Origin of the sequence: Streptomyces sp. PA03-5A (assembly GCF_033792725.1) — a bacterium.
Lineage (GTDB): Bacteria > Actinomycetota > Actinomycetes > Streptomycetales > Streptomycetaceae > Actinacidiphila.
Genome location: NZ_JARAVL010000043.1, coordinates 65,021 through 81,249 on the forward strand (window position 1 = coordinate 65,021; position 16,229 = coordinate 81,249).

Annotated in this window: 16 protein-coding genes; 4 read left to right on the forward strand and 12 right to left on the reverse strand. The window is 70.2% G+C overall.

The annotated features are described in order from the left end of the window. Positions 1-35: 35 nt before the first annotated feature. Together pafA and PV410_RS37595 are read right to left on the reverse strand one after the other, a co-directional pair. Complete coding sequence (gene pafA, locus PV410_RS37590) at positions 36-1,397, reverse strand: Pup--protein ligase (RefSeq protein WP_499510930.1); 1,362 nt, start codon at positions 1,395-1,397, stop codon at positions 36-38. Between the two features lie 9 nt (positions 1,398-1,406). After that, positions 1,407-2,654 (reverse strand): MFS transporter, encoded by a 1,248-nt coding sequence (locus PV410_RS37595; protein WP_500330665.1) that lies wholly within the window; start codon positions 2,652-2,654, stop codon positions 1,407-1,409. A 49-nt stretch (positions 2,655-2,703) separates the two neighbouring features. Between PV410_RS37595 and PV410_RS37600 the strand changes: the two genes are divergently transcribed. Beyond that, positions 2,704-3,783 carry a LacI family DNA-binding transcriptional regulator gene (locus tag PV410_RS37600; RefSeq protein WP_500330667.1) on the forward strand — a complete coding sequence of 360 codons (1,080 nt, stop codon included), beginning with the start codon at positions 2,704-2,706 and terminating at the stop codon, positions 3,781-3,783. 62 nt (positions 3,784-3,845) lie between these two features. Here the strand turns inward: PV410_RS37600 and prcA are convergent, their stop codons facing one another. From prcA to arc, 6 genes are all read right to left on the reverse strand, one after another. After that, complete coding sequence (prcA, locus tag PV410_RS37605; RefSeq protein ID WP_500330669.1) at positions 3,846-4,652, reverse strand: proteasome subunit alpha; 807 nt, start codon at positions 4,650-4,652, stop codon at positions 3,846-3,848. A 50-nt stretch (positions 4,653-4,702) separates the two neighbouring features. Further along, positions 4,703-5,548, reverse strand: a complete 846-nt coding sequence (gene prcB, locus PV410_RS37610) for a proteasome subunit beta (RefSeq protein ID WP_500330670.1) — start codon at positions 5,546-5,548, stop codon at positions 4,703-4,705. Beyond that, positions 5,500-6,090: an endonuclease VII domain-containing protein gene (locus tag PV410_RS37615; protein WP_500330672.1), complete on the reverse strand. Its 591-nt coding sequence runs from the start codon at positions 6,088-6,090 to the stop codon at positions 5,500-5,502. The genes prcB and PV410_RS37615 overlap by 49 nt, the downstream gene beginning before the upstream one ends. A 9-nt stretch (positions 6,091-6,099) precedes the next feature. After that, positions 6,100-6,318: a ubiquitin-like protein Pup gene (locus tag PV410_RS37620; RefSeq protein WP_354798988.1), complete on the reverse strand. Its 219-nt coding sequence runs from the start codon at positions 6,316-6,318 to the stop codon at positions 6,100-6,102. Between the two features lie 136 nt (positions 6,319-6,454). Beyond that, positions 6,455-7,966 (reverse strand): depupylase/deamidase Dop, encoded by a 1,512-nt coding sequence (dop, locus tag PV410_RS37625; protein WP_499510936.1) that lies wholly within the window; start codon positions 7,964-7,966, stop codon positions 6,455-6,457. A 207-nt stretch (positions 7,967-8,173) separates the two neighbouring features. After that, positions 8,174-9,940 carry a proteasome ATPase gene (arc, locus tag PV410_RS37630; RefSeq protein ID WP_500330674.1) on the reverse strand — a complete coding sequence of 589 codons (1,767 nt, stop codon included), beginning with the start codon at positions 9,938-9,940 and terminating at the stop codon, positions 8,174-8,176. A gap of 240 nt (positions 9,941-10,180) precedes the next feature. Between arc and PV410_RS37635 the strand changes: the two genes are divergently transcribed. Beyond that, entirely contained in the window at positions 10,181-10,471 is a 291-nt protein-coding gene (locus PV410_RS37635; RefSeq protein WP_450386264.1) for a ferredoxin, read from the forward strand. 4 nt (positions 10,472-10,475) lie between these two features. Here the strand turns inward: PV410_RS37635 and PV410_RS37640 are convergent, their stop codons facing one another. From PV410_RS37640 to PV410_RS37650, 3 genes are all read right to left on the reverse strand, one after another. After that, a complete protein-coding gene (locus PV410_RS37640) occupies positions 10,476-11,063 on the reverse strand; it encodes a hypothetical protein (protein ID WP_500330676.1) in 588 nt (195 codons plus the stop codon). Positions 11,064-11,225: 162 nt separating this feature from the next. Then, positions 11,226-12,134: a tRNA (adenine-N1)-methyltransferase gene (locus PV410_RS37645; protein ID WP_500330678.1), complete on the reverse strand. Its 909-nt coding sequence runs from the start codon at positions 12,132-12,134 to the stop codon at positions 11,226-11,228. Positions 12,135-12,460: 326 nt separating this feature from the next. Further along, on the reverse strand, positions 12,461-13,693 hold the full coding sequence (locus PV410_RS37650; protein ID WP_499510940.1) for a site-2 protease family protein: 1,233 nt from the start codon (positions 13,691-13,693) through the stop codon (positions 12,461-12,463). A gap of 97 nt (positions 13,694-13,790) precedes the next feature. Between PV410_RS37650 and PV410_RS37655 the strand changes: the two genes are divergently transcribed. Together PV410_RS37655 and PV410_RS37660 are read left to right on the forward strand one after the other, a co-directional pair. Next, positions 13,791-14,642: a RecB family exonuclease gene (locus PV410_RS37655; protein WP_500330680.1), complete on the forward strand. Its 852-nt coding sequence runs from the start codon at positions 13,791-13,793 to the stop codon at positions 14,640-14,642. A gap of 16 nt (positions 14,643-14,658) precedes the next feature. Beyond that, entirely contained in the window at positions 14,659-15,330 is a 672-nt protein-coding gene (locus PV410_RS37660; protein WP_499510942.1) for a response regulator, read from the forward strand. Between the two features lie 59 nt (positions 15,331-15,389). Here the strand turns inward: PV410_RS37660 and PV410_RS37665 are convergent. Beyond that, the coding region (locus tag PV410_RS37665; protein ID WP_500330682.1) for an ABC transporter substrate-binding protein at positions 15,390-16,229 on the reverse strand (840 nt) is incomplete at its 5' end.

Genomic DNA, 16,229 nt, shown 5'->3' on the forward strand with positions numbered 1-16,229 from the left:
ACGTACGGGGCCCCGCGTCGCCTGTGCCACCGCCGCTACATACCGGCGATGAGCTTCTCCACCCGGTCGTCCACCGACCGGAACGGGTCCTTGCACAGCACCGTGCGCTGCGCCTGGTCGTTGAGCTTCAGGTGCACCCAGTCGACGGTGAAGTCGCGCCGCTGCTCCTGGGCACGGCGGATGAAGTCGCCGCGCAGCCGCGCCCGCGTCGTCTGCGGGGGCACGGACTTGGCCTCGAAGATCTTCAGGTCGTTGCAGATCCGCTTGGCCTGACCCCGCTTCTCCAGCAGGTAGTACAACCCGCGGCGGCGGTGGATGTCGTGGTACGCGAGGTCTATCTGCGCGATGCGCGGGTGCGACATCGTGATGTTGTCCCGCGCCCGGTAACGCTCGATCAGGCGGTACTTCATCACCCAGTCGATCTCGGTACCGATCTTGTCCAGGTCACCGCTGCCGATCGACTCCAGGGTCCGGCCCCACAGTTCGAGGACCTGCTCGATGACACCGCTGCGGATGCCGCGCCGGTCGCAGAAGTCCACCGCCTTGGAGTAGTACTCCTCCTGGATCTCCAGGGCCGAGGCCTCCCGGCCCGAGGCGAGACGGACCTTGCGCTGGCCCGTTATGTCGTGCGACACCTCGCGGATCGCCCGGATCGGGTTCTCCAGCGTCAGGTCCCGCATCACGGTGCCCGCCTCGATCATGCGCAGCACCAGGTCGGTCGCGCCGACCTTCAGCAGCATGGTCGTCTCGGACATGTTGGAGTCACCCACGATGACGTGCAGCCGCCGGTAGCGCTCGGCGTCCGCGTGCGGCTCGTCCCGGGTGTTGATGATGGGCCGGGAGCGGGTCGTGGCGGAACTGACGCCCTCCCAGATGTGCTCCGCGCGCTGACTGACGCAGTAGACCGCGCCGCGCGGGGTCTGCAGCACCTTGCCCGCGCCGCACAGCAGCTGCCGGGTGACCAGGAAGGGGATGAGGATGTCCGCGAGGCGGGAGAACTCCCCGTGCCGGGCGACGAGGTAGTTCTCGTGGCACCCGTAGGAGTTCCCCGCGGAGTCGGTGTTGTTCTTGAAGAGGTAGACGTCGCCCGCGATGCCCTCCTCGTGCAGGCGCCGTTCTGCGTCCACCAGGAGGCCCTCCAGGATGCGCTCCCCCGCCTTGTCGTGGGTGACCAGTTCCGTCACGTTGTCGCACTCGGGAGTGGCGTACTCCGGGTGCGAACCCACGTCGAGGTAGAGACGGGCGCCGTTGCGGAGGAAGACGTTGCTGCTGCGACCCCATGACACGACACGGCGGAAGAGGTACCGCGCCACCTCGTCCGGGGACAGACGCCGCTGTCCCCGGAACGTGCACGTGACGCCGTACTCGTTCTCCAGCCCGAAAATGCGGCGGTCCATGATGAGACCTTACGCCTGATGCGTGGACCTCAAACCGGGTTCGACCGCGGCGATTCGATCTTTTTCTGTCCCGCTTGCCGGGTTTGGAACCGTGAGGTAGCGCCCACTGGCCAGCAGCACCACCAGCGCCACCACCCCGCCGGCACCCGCCACGCCGAACGCCGCCGCGGTCCCGCCGTACTGCGCGGCCGGTCCCGCGACCGCCGTGCCGACCGCCGCACCCACCCCGAACGTGGTGACGATCCATGAGAACGCCTCGGTCACCGTGCCCACCGGGGCGTGCCGGTCGACCACCACGAACGCGCAGGCCAGCGAGGGCGCCAGGAACAGCCCCGCCAGCACCGCCAGGCCCGACATCGCCGCGACGCCCGGCACCAGCACCAGCGGCAGGTAGCACACGGCCAGGCCCGCCATCAGCAGCCGCAGCCGCCGCTCGGGGACCCCGGCCCATTGCCGCGCCCCGTAGAACACCCCGCCGGCCAGCGCCCCGGCGCCGATCCCCGACAGCACGTAGCTGGAGACCATCCCGCCGCCGTGCTCGTCGGCGTACGCGACCGCGGCCACCGCGATCGAGCCCAGCGCCAGCCCCACGAAGAAGAACGAGCCGACCAGCGCCCGCAGGCCCGGCGCGCGCAGCGGCCCCAGCCAGTCCGGGGTGCGCGGCTGCGTCCGCCACGCCCGCGACGGCGGCGCGGTGACCACGCTCAGCGCCCCCGCCACACCGACCGCCGCGATCCACAGCAGCGCCGCCGTCTCCGAGAACGCCGCCACCAGCAGCGTCACCAGCAGCGGGCCGACCGCGAACATGACCTCCTGCGCGGCCGCGTCCAGCGCGTAGGCCGCGTGGATCCGGTCCTCGCGCTTGAGCACGCCCGGCCACAGCGCCCGCAGCCCGCCCTCCAGGGGCGGGGTGAAGAAGCCCGCGACCAGCATCGCGGCGTACGCCAGCGGCAGCGGCCGGGGCCCGGAGAGCGCGAAGACGGCCATGCCCACGGCCGAGACCACCGCCGCCGGGAACATCACCCTCGGCTGCCCCAGGCGGTCCACCGCCCGCCCCAGCAAAGGTTGCCCCACGGCGTTGGCGAGGCCGTAGACGGCCGACAGCGCCCCCGCCAGGGCGAAGTCGCCGCCCTGCGCACGGGTCAGCAGCACGATGCCCAGGGCCGCCGTCGCGTTCGGCAGCCGGCCGACCAGGGTGCCGGTCAGCAGCCGGACCGCGTGCCGGGCCCGCAGCAGGTCCGCGTAACCGGTCCCCATGCCCGCCCCTTCGCTAGTTGTACGTATAACGTCGTGGGTCATACGTACCATGAGCCCAGTCCACCGGTCCAGCCGCACACCCCGCCGCCACTCGCCCACCCAGCCGAAAGAGGCCCCCACGGTGACCGACACAGCGCGCCCGACCTCACGCGACGTCGCACGCGCCGCCGGCGTCTCCCAGGCCACCGTCTCCCTCGTCCTCGGCGACAAATGGCGCGGCCGGGTCTCCGAACGCACCGCCGACACCGTCCGCACCGCCGCCCGCGACCTCGGCTACCGGCCCAACCTCGCCGCCCGCAACCTCCGCCTCGGCCGCACCCGCACCGCGCTCCTGGTCGTGCCCACCCTCACCAACGAGTACTTCGCCCGCGTCTACACCGGCGCCGCCCGCGTCGCCGACGACCACGGCTTCGGCGTCGTCCTCTACCCCTCCCCCGAAGGCGTCGGCCCCGCCCGCGACCCCTTCGGCTCCGCCCGCGCCGCCCTCGACGGCATCATCGCCTCCTCCATGGCCGCCGACGCCCTCGCCGCCATCGGCGACGGCGGCCTCCCCCTCGTCATGCTCGACGCCGACCCCGCCGCACCCGGCCCCGCCGCCACCGTCAACCTCGCCATCGCCGACGGCATGCGCCAGATCACCCGGCACGTCCTCGGCCTCGGCCACCACCCCCGGGACGTCGCCCACCTCGCCGCCGACATCGACACCTGGACCTTCCACGAACGCGCCCAGGCCCTCGCCGACACCCTCGGCACCACCCCGCCCACCGAACGCTCCCCGCTCACCTACGAGGACGCCCGCCAGGCCACCGAACGCCTCCTCACCCGGCCCGGCCCACCCCCCACCGCCCTCATCTGCGACGACGACGTCCTCGCCGTCGGCGCCTGCAAGGCCCTGCGCCGCCACGGACTACGCGTCCCCCACGACGTCTCCGTCACCGGCTACGACGACTCCGCCCTCGCCACCGCCGTCGAACCCGAACTCACCACCGTCGCCCTCCCCGCCGACGCCGTCGGCGCCGGAGGCATGACCGCACTCCTCGACACCCTCGCCGACCGCCCCGCCACCGGCACCGAACTCCCCGTCCGGCTCGTCGTCCGCGGCTCCACCGCCCCACCACGCAACCCCTGAAACGACCGACGCCCCGGCCACCGCACAGGCGGGCCGGGGCGTCGGCAACGGGCCGGAACCCGTCACACGTCCTCGTCCAACTCCGGAAGGTCGTCGTCCCCCTCCACCGGAGCCGCAGGCGGAGCGGGCTTCTCCGACTTCTCCGCCTTCTCCACCGACGGCGCCGCCCCCTCCCCCTCCAGCAACCGCGACAACTGCCGGCCCAGGATCCGCTTGAACTTGCGCTGCTGCGGCCGCGTACGGTCCAGCACCGCGACCTCCAGCTGCTCCGCCGTGAGCTGCCGGTCACTGCCGTTGTTGTCCCGGCTCAGCGACTCCACCGCCAGCTTCAGCGCCTCCGCAAGCGTCATGCCGTCACGGTGCCGCTGGTCCAGGTAACTGCCGATCTGGTCCGAGTTGCCACCGACCGCCACCGCACCGTGCTCGTCGACGATCGAACCGTCGTGCGGCAACCGGTAGATCTGGTCCTCGGAGGGGTCCGCGCCCACCTCCGCGACGATCAGCTCCACCTCGTAGGGCTTCTCCCCCACGCTCGAGAAGATCGTGCCCAGCGTCTGCGCGTACACGTTCGCCAGGCCGCGCGCGGTCACGTCGTCCCGGTCGTAGGTGTAACCCCGCAGGTCGGCGTAGCGCACACCACCGATCCGCAGGTTCTCGAACTCGTTGTACTTCCCCACCGCCGCGAAGGCGATCCGGTCGTAGATCTCACTGACCTTGTGCAGGGCACGGGACGGGTTCTCGGCGATGAAGACGATGCCGTCGGTGTACTGCAGCACGACGACGCTGCGCCCGCGCGCGATGCCCTTGCGGGCGAACTCGGCACGGTCGGCCATGGCCTGCTGGGGTGAGACATAGAACGGCGTCGACACCGGCTATCCGTCCCTTTCTGTCAGTAGCGAGTGCATCTCGGACGACCAGGTCAGAGCAGCCCGGCCCGCGGGCCGTCCGGCAGCTCCAGCCGCCGCTCGTGGACGGCCCGGACGATCTCCGACGACTCGGCCTCGGTCAGCTTGCGGAAGCCCTCGTCGGTGATGACCGTGACGATCGGGAAGATCCGCCGCCCCAGATCCGGGCCACCGGTCGCCGAATCGTCGTCCGCCGCGTCGTACAGCGCCTGGATCACCAGCGTCGCCGTCTGCGACTCCGTGAGGTCCGGCTTGTACAGCTTCTTCATCGAGCCCCGCGCGAACACCGAACCCGAACCCGTCGCCGCGAAACCGTGCTCCTCCGAACGCCCGCCCGTCACGTCGTACGAGAAGATCCGCCCCTTCTCCCGGTCCGTGTCGTAGCCGGCGAACAGCGGCACCACCGCCAGCCCCTGCAGCGCCATCCCCAGGTTCCCCCGGATCATGGTCGACAGGCGGTTCGCCTTGCCCTCCAGGGAGAGCGTGGCGCCCTCGATCTTCTCGTAGTGCTCCAGCTCCAGCTGGAACAGCTTGACCATCTCCACCGCCAGGCCCGCCGTGCCCGCGATGCCGACCGCCGAGTACTCGTCGGCCGGGAACACCTTCTCGATGTCCCGCTGGGCGATGACGTTGCCCATCGTGGCGCGCCGGTCACCGGCGAGCACCACGCCGCCGGGGAAGGCCGCCGCCACGATCGTCGTGCCGTGCGGCAGCTCCACGGCCCCCTTCACGGCGGGCAGGGTGCGGTTGCCCGGGAGCATCCCCGGCGCGTGCGCCCCCAGGAAGTCCACGAACGAGGACGAGCCAGGCGTCAGGAAGGCAGATGGTAGACGCCCGGTGCTACGAGTGTTGGCTTCCACACGTTTCCTTCCACGTAGGCGGCCGCCCGCCGTATGACGTCGGGCCGATCCTTGAACTGCCCCAGCGCGGCGTTGCAGCTGAAGCACAGTACGCCACGGACCCTACCCGTCCCGTGGTCGTGATCCACATGTTCGGCCGGGGCGTCCAAACAAATGCAGCAGATACCGAACTGCTCGGTGACCATGGCGTCCCGCTCGGCCTCGGTCATCCCGTACTTGCGCTTCAGATGGCCGGCCCGGCCCTCCACCGCCCGGCACGACTTGCACCGGCTCGACAGGCCGTCCGACGCGCTGCTGTTGCGGTCCCACTCGCTGTGCGGCTTGGTCTCCCCGCAACGACGGCAGTGCTTGTGCCCGTCGGGCACAAGCACTCGCGGCCGTACGTTCTTCCCTCTCGCCAACTGCCTCTGCTGGTGGTACCCGGCCCAGCACTCCCGGCAGTAGGCCTGGAGACCGTCGCGCGACGCCCTGTTCTTGGCGAACGCCTCACACGGCAGCAGTTGCTTGCACCGAGAGCACCGCTTCACGCCCCCCTCGTTCATGGATGTGGACTACTGTCCACCCTTCTGAACGAAGGAACGCACGAAATCCTCAGCATTCTCCTCGAGGACGTCATCGATCTCGTCCAGCACGGAGTCCACGTCGTCCGACAGCTTCTCCTGCCGCTCCTTGAGGTCGGAGGCGGCCTGCGCGTCCTGCGCGGTCTCCTCGACCTCCTCGGTCGAACGCGTGGCCTTCTGCTGCCCGCCGCCGGTGTCCTTGGTAGCCATGTGTCCCTCACCCCGCTCGGTGTCCATGTCCTACAAGATCAGACCCTACAAGGAGGGTCCGACTTCGGCCCCCGGTATTGCCCAACGTCCGGGGGCCACCCCGATGATTCCCGGTTCGGACGGATTTCAGCCCTGCTCAGCCGCCCGACAGGATCCGCACCAGCTCCTCCGCGGTGCGACAGCGGTCCAGCAGCTCCTTGACGTGGTTGCGGGTGCCCCGCAGCGGCTCCAGGGTGGGGACGCGCTGCAGCGAGTCCCGGCCGGGGAGGTCGAAGATCACGGAGTCCCAGGAGGCCGCCGCGACGTCGTCCGCGTACTGCTCCAGGCAGCGGCCGCGGAAGTAGGCGCGGGTGTCCTCCGGGGGCTTGCTCATGGCCCGGACGACCTCGTCCTCGGTCACCAGTCGCTGGATGCGGCCGCGGGCCTCCAGACGGTTGTAGAGGCCCTTCTCGGGGCGCACGTCGGCGTACTGGAGGTCGACGAGGTGGAGCCGCGCGGCGTCCCAGCCCAGGGAGTCGCGGCGCCGGTAGCCCTCGAGGAGCTCGCGCTTGGCGATCCAGTCCAGTTCGCCGGCGAGGCTCATGGGGTCGCCCTCGAGCCGGTTGAGCACGTCCTCCCACCGTCCGAGGACGTCCTTGGTCTGGTCGTCGGCGTCCGTGCCGAAGCGGTCCTCCACGTACTTGCGGGCGAGTTCGCAGTACTCCATCTGGAGCTGGACGGCGGTCAGTGTCCGGCCGCTGCGCAGGGTGATCAGGCGGCGCAGCGTGGGGTCGTGGCTGACCTGGTGGAGGGTGCGGACGGGCTGGTCGACGGCGAGGTCGACGTTGATGAAGCCGTCCTCGATCATCGACAGCACCAGGGCGGTGGTGCCGAGTTTGAGGTAGGTGGAGATCTCCGACAGGTTCGCGTCGCCGATGATCACGTGCAGCCGGCGGTACTTCTCGGCGTCGGCGTGCGGTTCGTCGCGGGTGTTGATGATGGGCCGTTTGAGGGTGGTCTCCAGGCCCACCTCGACCTCGAAGTAGTCGGCGCGCTGGCTGATCTGGAAGCCGTGTTCGTGGCCGTCCTGGCCGATTCCGACGCGGCCGGCTCCGGTGACGACCTGGCGGCAGACGAAGAAGGGCGTGAGGTGGCGCACGATGTCCGAGAAGGGGGTCTCCCGCTTCATCAGGTAGTTCTCGTGGGTGCCGTAGGACGCGCCCTTGTTGTCGGTGTTGTTCTTGTACAGGTGGATGGGCTGGGCGCCCGGGAGCTGGGCGGCGCGCTCGGCGGCTTCGGCCATGATGCGCTCGCCGGCCTTGTCCCACAGGACGGCGTCGCGGGGGTTGGTGACCTCCGGGGCGCTGTACTCGGGGTGGGCGTGGTCGACGTAGAGCCGGGCTCCGTTGGTGAGGATGACATTGGCCAGGCCGATGTCCTCGTCGGTGAGCTGGCTGGTGTCCGCGGCTTCTCGGGCGAGGTCGAAGCCGCGGGCGTCCCGCAGTGGGTTCTCCTCCTCGAAGTCCCAGCGGGCGCGGCGCGCCCGGTGCATCGCCGCCGCGTAGGCGTTGACGACCTGGGACGAGGTGAGCATGGCATTGGCGTTCGGGTGGCCCGGAACGGAGATCCCGTACTCCGTCTCGATGCCCATTACTCGCCGTACGGTCATGCGGCCCTCCTTGCCCGGCTGCGGCCCGTGCTGGGCCGGTCGCTCAAGTACCGCTTCGCAATTGGCCCTCGTGCGGTACCGCTGAGCCTAGAACGCGATGGCGGTGGTGGGGAGATCATTACGCGCTTTCCTGGGTGGTGCCGGGGTGAAATGCTCCGGCTGCGGGTGCCCCTGCGTGGGCACCCGCAGCCGGAGGGTGGTCGCGTGTTACAGGTACTGGCCCGTGTTGGCGACGGTGTCGATGGAGCGACCGGTGTCGGCGCCCTGCTTGCCGGTGACGAGGGTGCGGATGAAGACGATCCGCTCGCCCTTCTTTCCGGAGATGCGGGCCCAGTCGTCCGGGTTGGTGGTGTTGGGCAGGTCCTCGTTCTCCTTGAACTCGTCCACGCAGGCGGCGAGCAGGTGGGAGACGCGCAGGCCCCGCTGGTTGTGGTCGAGGAAGGCCTTGATCGCCATCTTCTTGGCCCGGTCCACGATGTTCTGGATCATGGCGCCGGAGTTGAAGTCCTTGAAGTAGAGGACTTCCTTGTCACCGTTGGCGTAGGTGACCTCCAGGAAGCGGTTCTCCTCGGACTCGGAGTACATCCGCTCGACCACGGACTGGATCATGGCCTCGACGGTGGCCCCGGGCGAGCCGCCGTGCTCGGAGAGGTCCTCGCCGTGCAGCGGGAGGGTCGTCACCAGGTACTTGGAGAAGATGTCCTTGGCCGCCTCGGCGTCCGGCCGCTCGATCTTGATCTTCACGTCCAGGCGGCCGGGCCGCAGGATCGCGGGGTCGATCATGTCCTCGCGGTTGGAGGCGCCGATGACGATGACGTTCTCCAGGCCCTCGACGCCGTCGATCTCGGCGAGCAGCTGGGGGACGATGGTGTTCTCCACGTCCGAGCTGACGCCGGAGCCGCGGGTCCGGAAGAGGGATTCCATCTCGTCGAAGAAGACGATGACGGGGGTGCCCTCGCTGGCCTTCTCGCGTGCGCGCTGGAAGACCAGCCGGATCTGCCGCTCGGTCTCGCCGACGTACTTGTTGAGCAGCTCGGGGCCCTTGATGTTCAGGAAGTAGCTCTTGCCCTGGGGCTGCCCGGTGACTTCGGCGACCTTCTTGGCAAGGGAGTTGGCGACGGCCTTGGCGATGAGCGTCTTGCCGCAGCCGGGCGGGCCGTAGAGGAGCACGCCCTTGGGCGGGCGGAGCTCGTACTCCTTGAACAGCTCGGCGTGCAGGTAGGGCAGTTCGACGGCGTCGCGGATCTGCTCGATCTGGTTGCTGAGGCCGCCGATCTGGCGGTAGTCGATGTCGGGGACCTCTTCGAGGACGAGCTCTTCGACCTCGCTCTTGGGGACCCGTTCGTAGACGTACCCGGAGCGCGGTTCGAGCAGCAGCGCGTCGCCGGCGCGGAGGGTGCCGTCCAGCAGCGGCTCGGCGAGCCGCACCACCCGCTCCTCGTCCGTGTGCCCGATGACCAGGGCCCGCTCGCCGTCCTCGAGGATCTCCTTGAGGGTGACGATGTCTCCGATGCGCTCGAACTCCATGGCCTCGACCACGTTGAGCGCCTCGTTGAGCATGACTTCCTGGCCGCGCCGGAGGCCGTCCAGTTCGACGGACGGGCTGACGTTCACCCGCAGCTTGCGGCCGCCGGTGAAGATGTCGGCCGTCTCGTCCTCGTTCGCCTGCAGGAACACACCGAATCCGGCAGGGGGCTGTGCGAGCCGGTCCACCTCTTCCTTGAGGGCCACGATCTGGTCGCGGGCCTCTCGGAGGGTGTTGGCCAGCCGCTCGTTCTGAGCGGACACGCCTGCCAGGTTGGTCTGCAGCTCGACGATCCGCTCCTCGAGAATCCTCGTGTGCCGCGGAGAGTCGGCGAGCTTACGTCGCAGGACGGCGATCTCCTGCTCAAGAAAGGCGACCTGGCTCATGGGGTCTTCCGATCCACGAGCGGGTCGGCCGCCACGGTTGATGTCGTCGTCGTGGGCCGCCACGGTCCTCACCTCCTCCAAGGGGAGCTGGACGCTTCCAGACCCTACCTGGGCCAGTAGGGGTTGAAACCCCTAGATCACAAAGACGTCCTGGGTGTGTCCGATCTTCACCCTTGCGCACGTCCTCCCGCCAGGGAGATACCCAGCCATCACCATCCGAAAGCGGCCGGTTGTATCGTCGGTTCGGTCAACGCCCGTCAAGGGCTGTCCCTTCCCGAACGATGAACGGCAGGCGAGGTAGCGGTGAGCGAGGAAGTCGTCGAGGCGCTTGAGGTCTGGATCGATCAGGACCTGTGCACCGGGGACGGCATCTGTGTGCAGTACGCGCCCGAGGTCTTCGAGCTGGACATCGACGGGCTCGCCTACGTCAAGGGCGACGACGACGAACTCCGTCAGGCACCCGGGGCGACGGTCCCGGTTCCCCTGCCGTTGTTGACCGATGTGGTGGATTCGGCCAGGGACTGCCCTGGCGACTGTATTCATGTGCGTCGGGTTTCGGACAGTGTAGAACTGTACGGACCCGACGCGGAGTGATCTGTCACACGCTGTTCGCGAGCGGTCCGGGGATCTCGTAGTAGGTCCCGGACCTCCATTCCCAGCTGTAGTCGCGCATCTGGTCGGGGCAGCAACGGGGCACGTCGTCGGTGGAGTAGCCGAGCACGGTGGCCCGCACGATGCGGCCGTCGATCTTCAGGTCCTTGAAGCTGCGCTGCTCCTTGGGATCGACGAGGGTCTCGACGATGCGCGGGGCGGCGCCGGCGTCGGGGTCCGCCGACAGCACGTACAGGCCACTGGGCGGGGTGCCGGTCTCGGAGTGGCAGCGGACGACGGCGACGGTCTCGGGGCGGCCGTCCCCGTCGAGGTCTCCCGACGCCTGGTCCACGACGTCCACGGGCGCCCCGGCGCATTCCAGGGGGAAGTGCGCGGCACGGGGGTCCGGCGGCGTCACGGCGGCGGTCGCGGGCTTGCCGGTCCTGGCGTCCGCGGCGGGCCTGCCCGTGGAGGCGCCGGCGGGCTGCACGAGCGCGGCGCTGCCTATGACGGCGGCGATCACCGCGGCGGTCGTGATCCAGTGCACCGAACGGGCTCGGGTGTGCGGAAGGGCCGGCCCTGCGGATGGCTGCACGCGCCTGTCTCCTGTGGAGTTGGTCGAGCGGGGTGGCCAGCATGGTGCCACAGGTCACAGTCGCTTGGTACGACCGGGGCCCGTGTTTCGGGAGATGTCCGCGGGGGTGTGACGAAGCGCCGCCGCCGGTCTTGCCGGCGGCGGCGCTTCGGGGTCGGGTGGTTACGCTCCGCCGGTGGCCGTCTTGCCGCCGCCCGGGCCGGTGTAGTCCTCGCCGTACGCGCCGGGCGCGGGGCGCCTGCGCCGCATGGGGGGCTCGACGCCGTCGGCGAGACGGCGGGCGGTGAGCAGGAAGCCGGTGTGCCCGATCATGCGGTGGTCGGGGCGCACGGCCAGGCCCTCGATGTGCCAGGTGCGGACCATGGTCTCCCAGGCGGACGGCTCGTTGAACGTGCCGTGCTCGCGGATCGCCTCGACGGTGCGGGCGAGCTGGGTGGTGGTGGCCACGTACGCGCAGAGGATGCCGCCGGGGACCAGCGCCTTGGAGACGGCCTCCAGGCACTCCCAGGGGGCGAGCATGTCGAGGATCACCCGGTCGACGTCGGCGTCGCTGAGGTTGTCCTGGAGGTCGCCGACGGTGAGCTGCCACGCGGGGTGCGGGCCGCCGAAGTAGCGTTCGACGTTCTGGGTGGCGATCTCGGCGAAGTCGGCGCGGCGCTCGTAGGAGTGCAGCATCCCCTGGTCGCCGACGGCGCGCAGCAGGAACATGCTGAGCGAGCCGGAGCCGACGCCTGCCTCCACGACGCGTGCGCCGGGGAAGATGTCGGCCATCGACAGGATCTGCCCCGCGTCCTTGGGGTAGACCACGGCGGCGCCGCGGGGCATGGACAGGACGTAGTCGGGGAGCAGGGGGCGCAGCGCGAGGTAGGCGACGTTTCCCGTGGTTCGGACCACACTGCCCTCGGGGGCACCGATCAGCTCGTCGTGGGGGAAGGAACCCTTGTGGGTGTGGAAGTTCTTCCCGGCCTCGAGCGTGAACGTGTAGTGGCGTCCCTTGGGATCGGTGAGCTGGACCTGGTCCCCGACCTTGAAGGGCCCGCGACGGCGGGCGGCACCGGTCGGTTCGGACATGCGGACAAGCCTACCGTTCATTTTTAAGGGCTCCGTTCGCCTCCGGGGCGCTCCCCTTTTTGAGGCTCGGTTCGCCTCCGGGGCGCCCTCTGCACCTGTCGACGGTCGACCGGCGCGATGGGCCGAGGCAGCCGCCCCTGCGGGTTGCTCCGGAGCAGCACATCGATGGACTGCCTCGGCGAGTGAGCCAAAGGGGCGCGGACGGTGTCGAAAGGGTGGGGGCACCTCCCGGCGGTAGCCGGGGGAGCGCGGAGGTCGCGAGGAACGAGTGACCGAGCACGGTCGACTGTCGACACCGTCTTGAGCGCCCCGGAGGCGAACGAGCCCTAAGAAGAAGGGCGAGCCATGGCGGCGAGGAAGGCTTTTTCGACGTCGGCGGTGGACAGGACGCCGTAGACCTCGCCGGAGTTCTCGATGACGAGGTACTCCGTGGCCGGGGTGGCACGCAGGGTGTCCAGGAGGTCCTCGCCGGCGAGTTCCGCGGAGACCTTCATGCCGGGCTTGAGGTCCTGGGCGAGGCCGGAGACGGCGACCCAGGGGCGGCGGTGTTCGGGGACGCCGACGATGGCGGCCTCGCGGACGACCGCGGTGGGGGTGCCCTGGCCGTCGACGACGACGAGGGCGCGGGCGCCGGCCTCGTTGGCCCGGCGCAGGGCCTCGGACAGCGGGGTGTCGGAGGAGACCGGCAGGGCGCGCCGGGTGAGTGAGCGGGCCTGGAGTTCGGGCAGGTGCTCGCGGAGCCGCGCCATGCGCAGGCTGTTGCCCGCGCCGGTCCAGATGATGGCGGCGAGGATGGCCGCGAGCAGGGCGTCGGTGAGGGAGTCGAAGCCGGTGGCGCCGTCCCCGCCGTCGCTCATGCCGCCGGCGTACGAGAGCAGGGGCAGGCCGACGAGGACGGCGATGGCCAGGGCGCGGCCGGTCCAGGCGGCGGCGACGGTGCCGGTCATGGCTTTGCCGCTGATCTTCCAGATGACGGCGCGGAGCATGCGGCCGCCGTCGAGGGGCAGGCCGGGCAGCAGGTTGAAGACGGCCACGAGCAGGTTGCTGATCATGAGTCCGGCGAGGAGTACGCCGGGGACGGTGTCGGGGTCGACGCCGTACATGCCGAGGTAGAAGACCCCGGCGAGGACGAGGGAGAGCAGCGGGCCGACGAAGGCGAGGACGAATTCGCGCCCGGGGGTCTCGGACTCCTTCTCGATCTCGGAGACGCCGCCGAAGAACTGCAGCTGGATGCGGCGCACGGGCAGGTCGAAGCGGAGGGCGGCGACGGTGTGGGCGAGTTCGTGGACGAGCACGGAGGCGTAGAAGGCGACCGCGAAGAAGAGCGAGACGAGGTAGCGGGCGCCGCCGAGCTCGGGCAGGACGCGGTCGAGCTGTCCGCCGAACACCCAGGTGATGAGGGCCGCGACGAGGAACCAGCTGGGGGCGACGTAGACGGGCACGCCGAAGAAGCGGCCCATGAGGATGCCGCCGCCGGGTCCCGGGGGACGTTTGGCGGGCCCGTCGTCGGGTCCGGGAGTCCTCTCGCCGCCCGGCGGCGGCTGCTGGCTCTCGCTCACTGGTTCCCCTCGTGTCGCTGACGCTCCGACGTCGATGGTATTGCCCGGTTGCGGGGACCCGACACCGGCTGTCGGCGCCACCCCGTAGGGTCCTGCCATGGGCACCAGCACCGAAGCCGTTCCTCCCAGGCCGCCGTCCTCCCTGTCGCCGTCGCGCGCCGCCGACTTCATGCGGTGTCCGCTGCTGTACCGGCTGCGGGTGATCGACAAGCTGCCGGAGAAGCCGAGCCAGGCCGCGACGCGGGGCACGGTGGTGCACGCGGTGCTGGAGCGCCTCTTCGACGTGCCTGCGGCGGAGCGGACGGCGGACCGGGCCCGGGCGATGGTGCCGGGGCAGTGGCAGCGGTTGCTGGAGGAGCGTCCGGAGCTGTCGGAGCTGTTCGCCGCCGCGGACGGGCAGGGGCTGGCGGAGTGGCTGGAGGAGGCGGCGCGGCTGGTCGAGCGGTGGTTCTCGCTGGAGGACCCGACGCGGCTGGAGCCGGCCGAGCGCGAGCTGTACGTGGAGACGGAGCTGGAGTCGGGGCTGACGCTGCGCGGTTACGTGGACCGTCTGGACGTCGCGGCGGCCTCGGGCGACCTGCGGGTGGTGGACTACAAGACCGGCCGGGCGCCGCGCCCCGAGTACGCGGACGAGGCGCTGTTCCAGATGAAGTTCTACGCGTTGGTGCTGTGGCGGCTGCGGGGCGTGGTGCCGCGCCGGCTGCAGTTGGTCTACCTGGGCAGCGGCGAGGTGCTGACGTACGACCCGTCGGAGGGTGAGCTGCGGGCGGTGGGCCGGAAGCTGGAGGCCCTGTGGGAGGCGATCACGCGGGCCACGGAGTCGGGTGACTGGCGGCCGCGGCCGAGCCGGTTGTGCGACTGGTGCGACCACCGGGCGGTGTGCCCCTCTTTCGGGGGGACTCCCCCACCGTATCCGCTGCCCGTGGTGGGGAAGAATGGGGAGTCCTGAGGGCGAAGGAGATCTTGTGGCTATTCGCGTCCTGTTGGTGGACGACCAGCCGCTGCTGCGTACGGGCTTCCGGATGATCCTGGAGGCCGAGGGCGACCTGGCGGTGGTCGGCGAGGCGGGGGACGGCCAGCAGGCCCTGGAGCAGGTGCGGGTGCTGCAGCCCGATGTGGTGCTGATGGACATCCGCATGCCGCGGATGGACGGGGTGGAGGCGACCCGGCAGATCACCGGGCCGGGCCGGGACGGTCCGGCGAAGGTGCTGGTGCTGACCACGTTCGATCTGGACGAGTACGTGGTGGAGGCGCTGCGTGCGGGGGCGAGCGGCTTCCTGCTGAAGGACGCTCCGGCGCACGAGCTGGTGCAGGCGATCCGGGTGGTCGCGGCGGGTGAGGCGATGCTCGCGCCGAGCATCACGCGGCGTCTGCTGGACAAGTACGCGGGGCGGCTGCCGTCGGGTGAGGAGCCGGTGCCGCAGGCGCTGCACACCCTCACCGAGCGGGAGGTCGAGGTGCTGAAGCTGGTGGCGCGCGGCCTGTCGAACGCGGAGATCGCCGCGGAGCTGTTCGTGAGCGAGACGACGGTGAAGACCCACGTAGGGCATGTGCTGACGAAGCTGGCGCTGCGCGACCGGGTGCAGGCGGCGGTGTACGCGTACGAGAGCGGACTGGTGCGCCCCGGGGCGCAGTAGCGTCCCCAGGGCGTTCGTCGCGTCGTGGTCCGGGCCGGGCGGCCCGGACCAGACGGCGGCTAGGAGGTCGAGACGCCCTTCTGGATCTCCCAGAAGCGGAAGATGGTGGACGGGTCGAGGGTCCACTCCAGGCCGTTGATGTTGTCCTTGGACACCACGTACTGCTTGCCCTGCCACAGCGGGATGATCGGGACGTCGTCGGCGACGATGTCCTGCAGTTCCTCGAAGTCGCCGCTGGTCGCGGCGCGGCCGTCCTCGGCGGCGGTGCGCGGGATCAGCTCGCCGGTGATCTTCTTGTTGACGTAGTTGTTGGACAGCACGTTGCCGTCACCGAAGAACGGGGCGGTGAAGTTGTCCGGGTCCGGGTAGTCCGGCACCCAGCCGCGCACGTACACGGCGTACTTGCCGGCCTCGATGTCCTTGGCGTACTGGTCGGCGTCGGCGCTCTTGACGTCCACGTCGAACAGCCCGCTGTCGTTGAGCTGCTTGGCGATCGCCTTCAGCTCCGCCACGGTGCCCGGCCCGAACCGCACCGGCGTCGCCCACAGCGTGAAGGACACCTTGCTCGTGATCCCCGCCTGCGCCAGCACGGCCTGCGCCCCGGCCCGGTCGCCGCCCTCGCCGTAGCGGTCGAAGAACGCGGTGTTGTGACCGGTGATACCGGCCGGCACGATCGAGTACAACGGGGTCGCGGTGCGCTGGTAGACGTCCCGGATGAACGCCTTGCGGTCGATCAGATAGGCCACCGCACGCCGCACCGCCTTGTCGCCCACCACCGGGTCCTTGAGGTTGAACACCAGGTGCTGGACCTCGGCGCCGGTGCCCTCCACGACCTGGATCCCGGTGTCGCCGGCTATCGAACTGCTCTGCAGCGAGGCGATGTCGGCCGAGTCCAGACC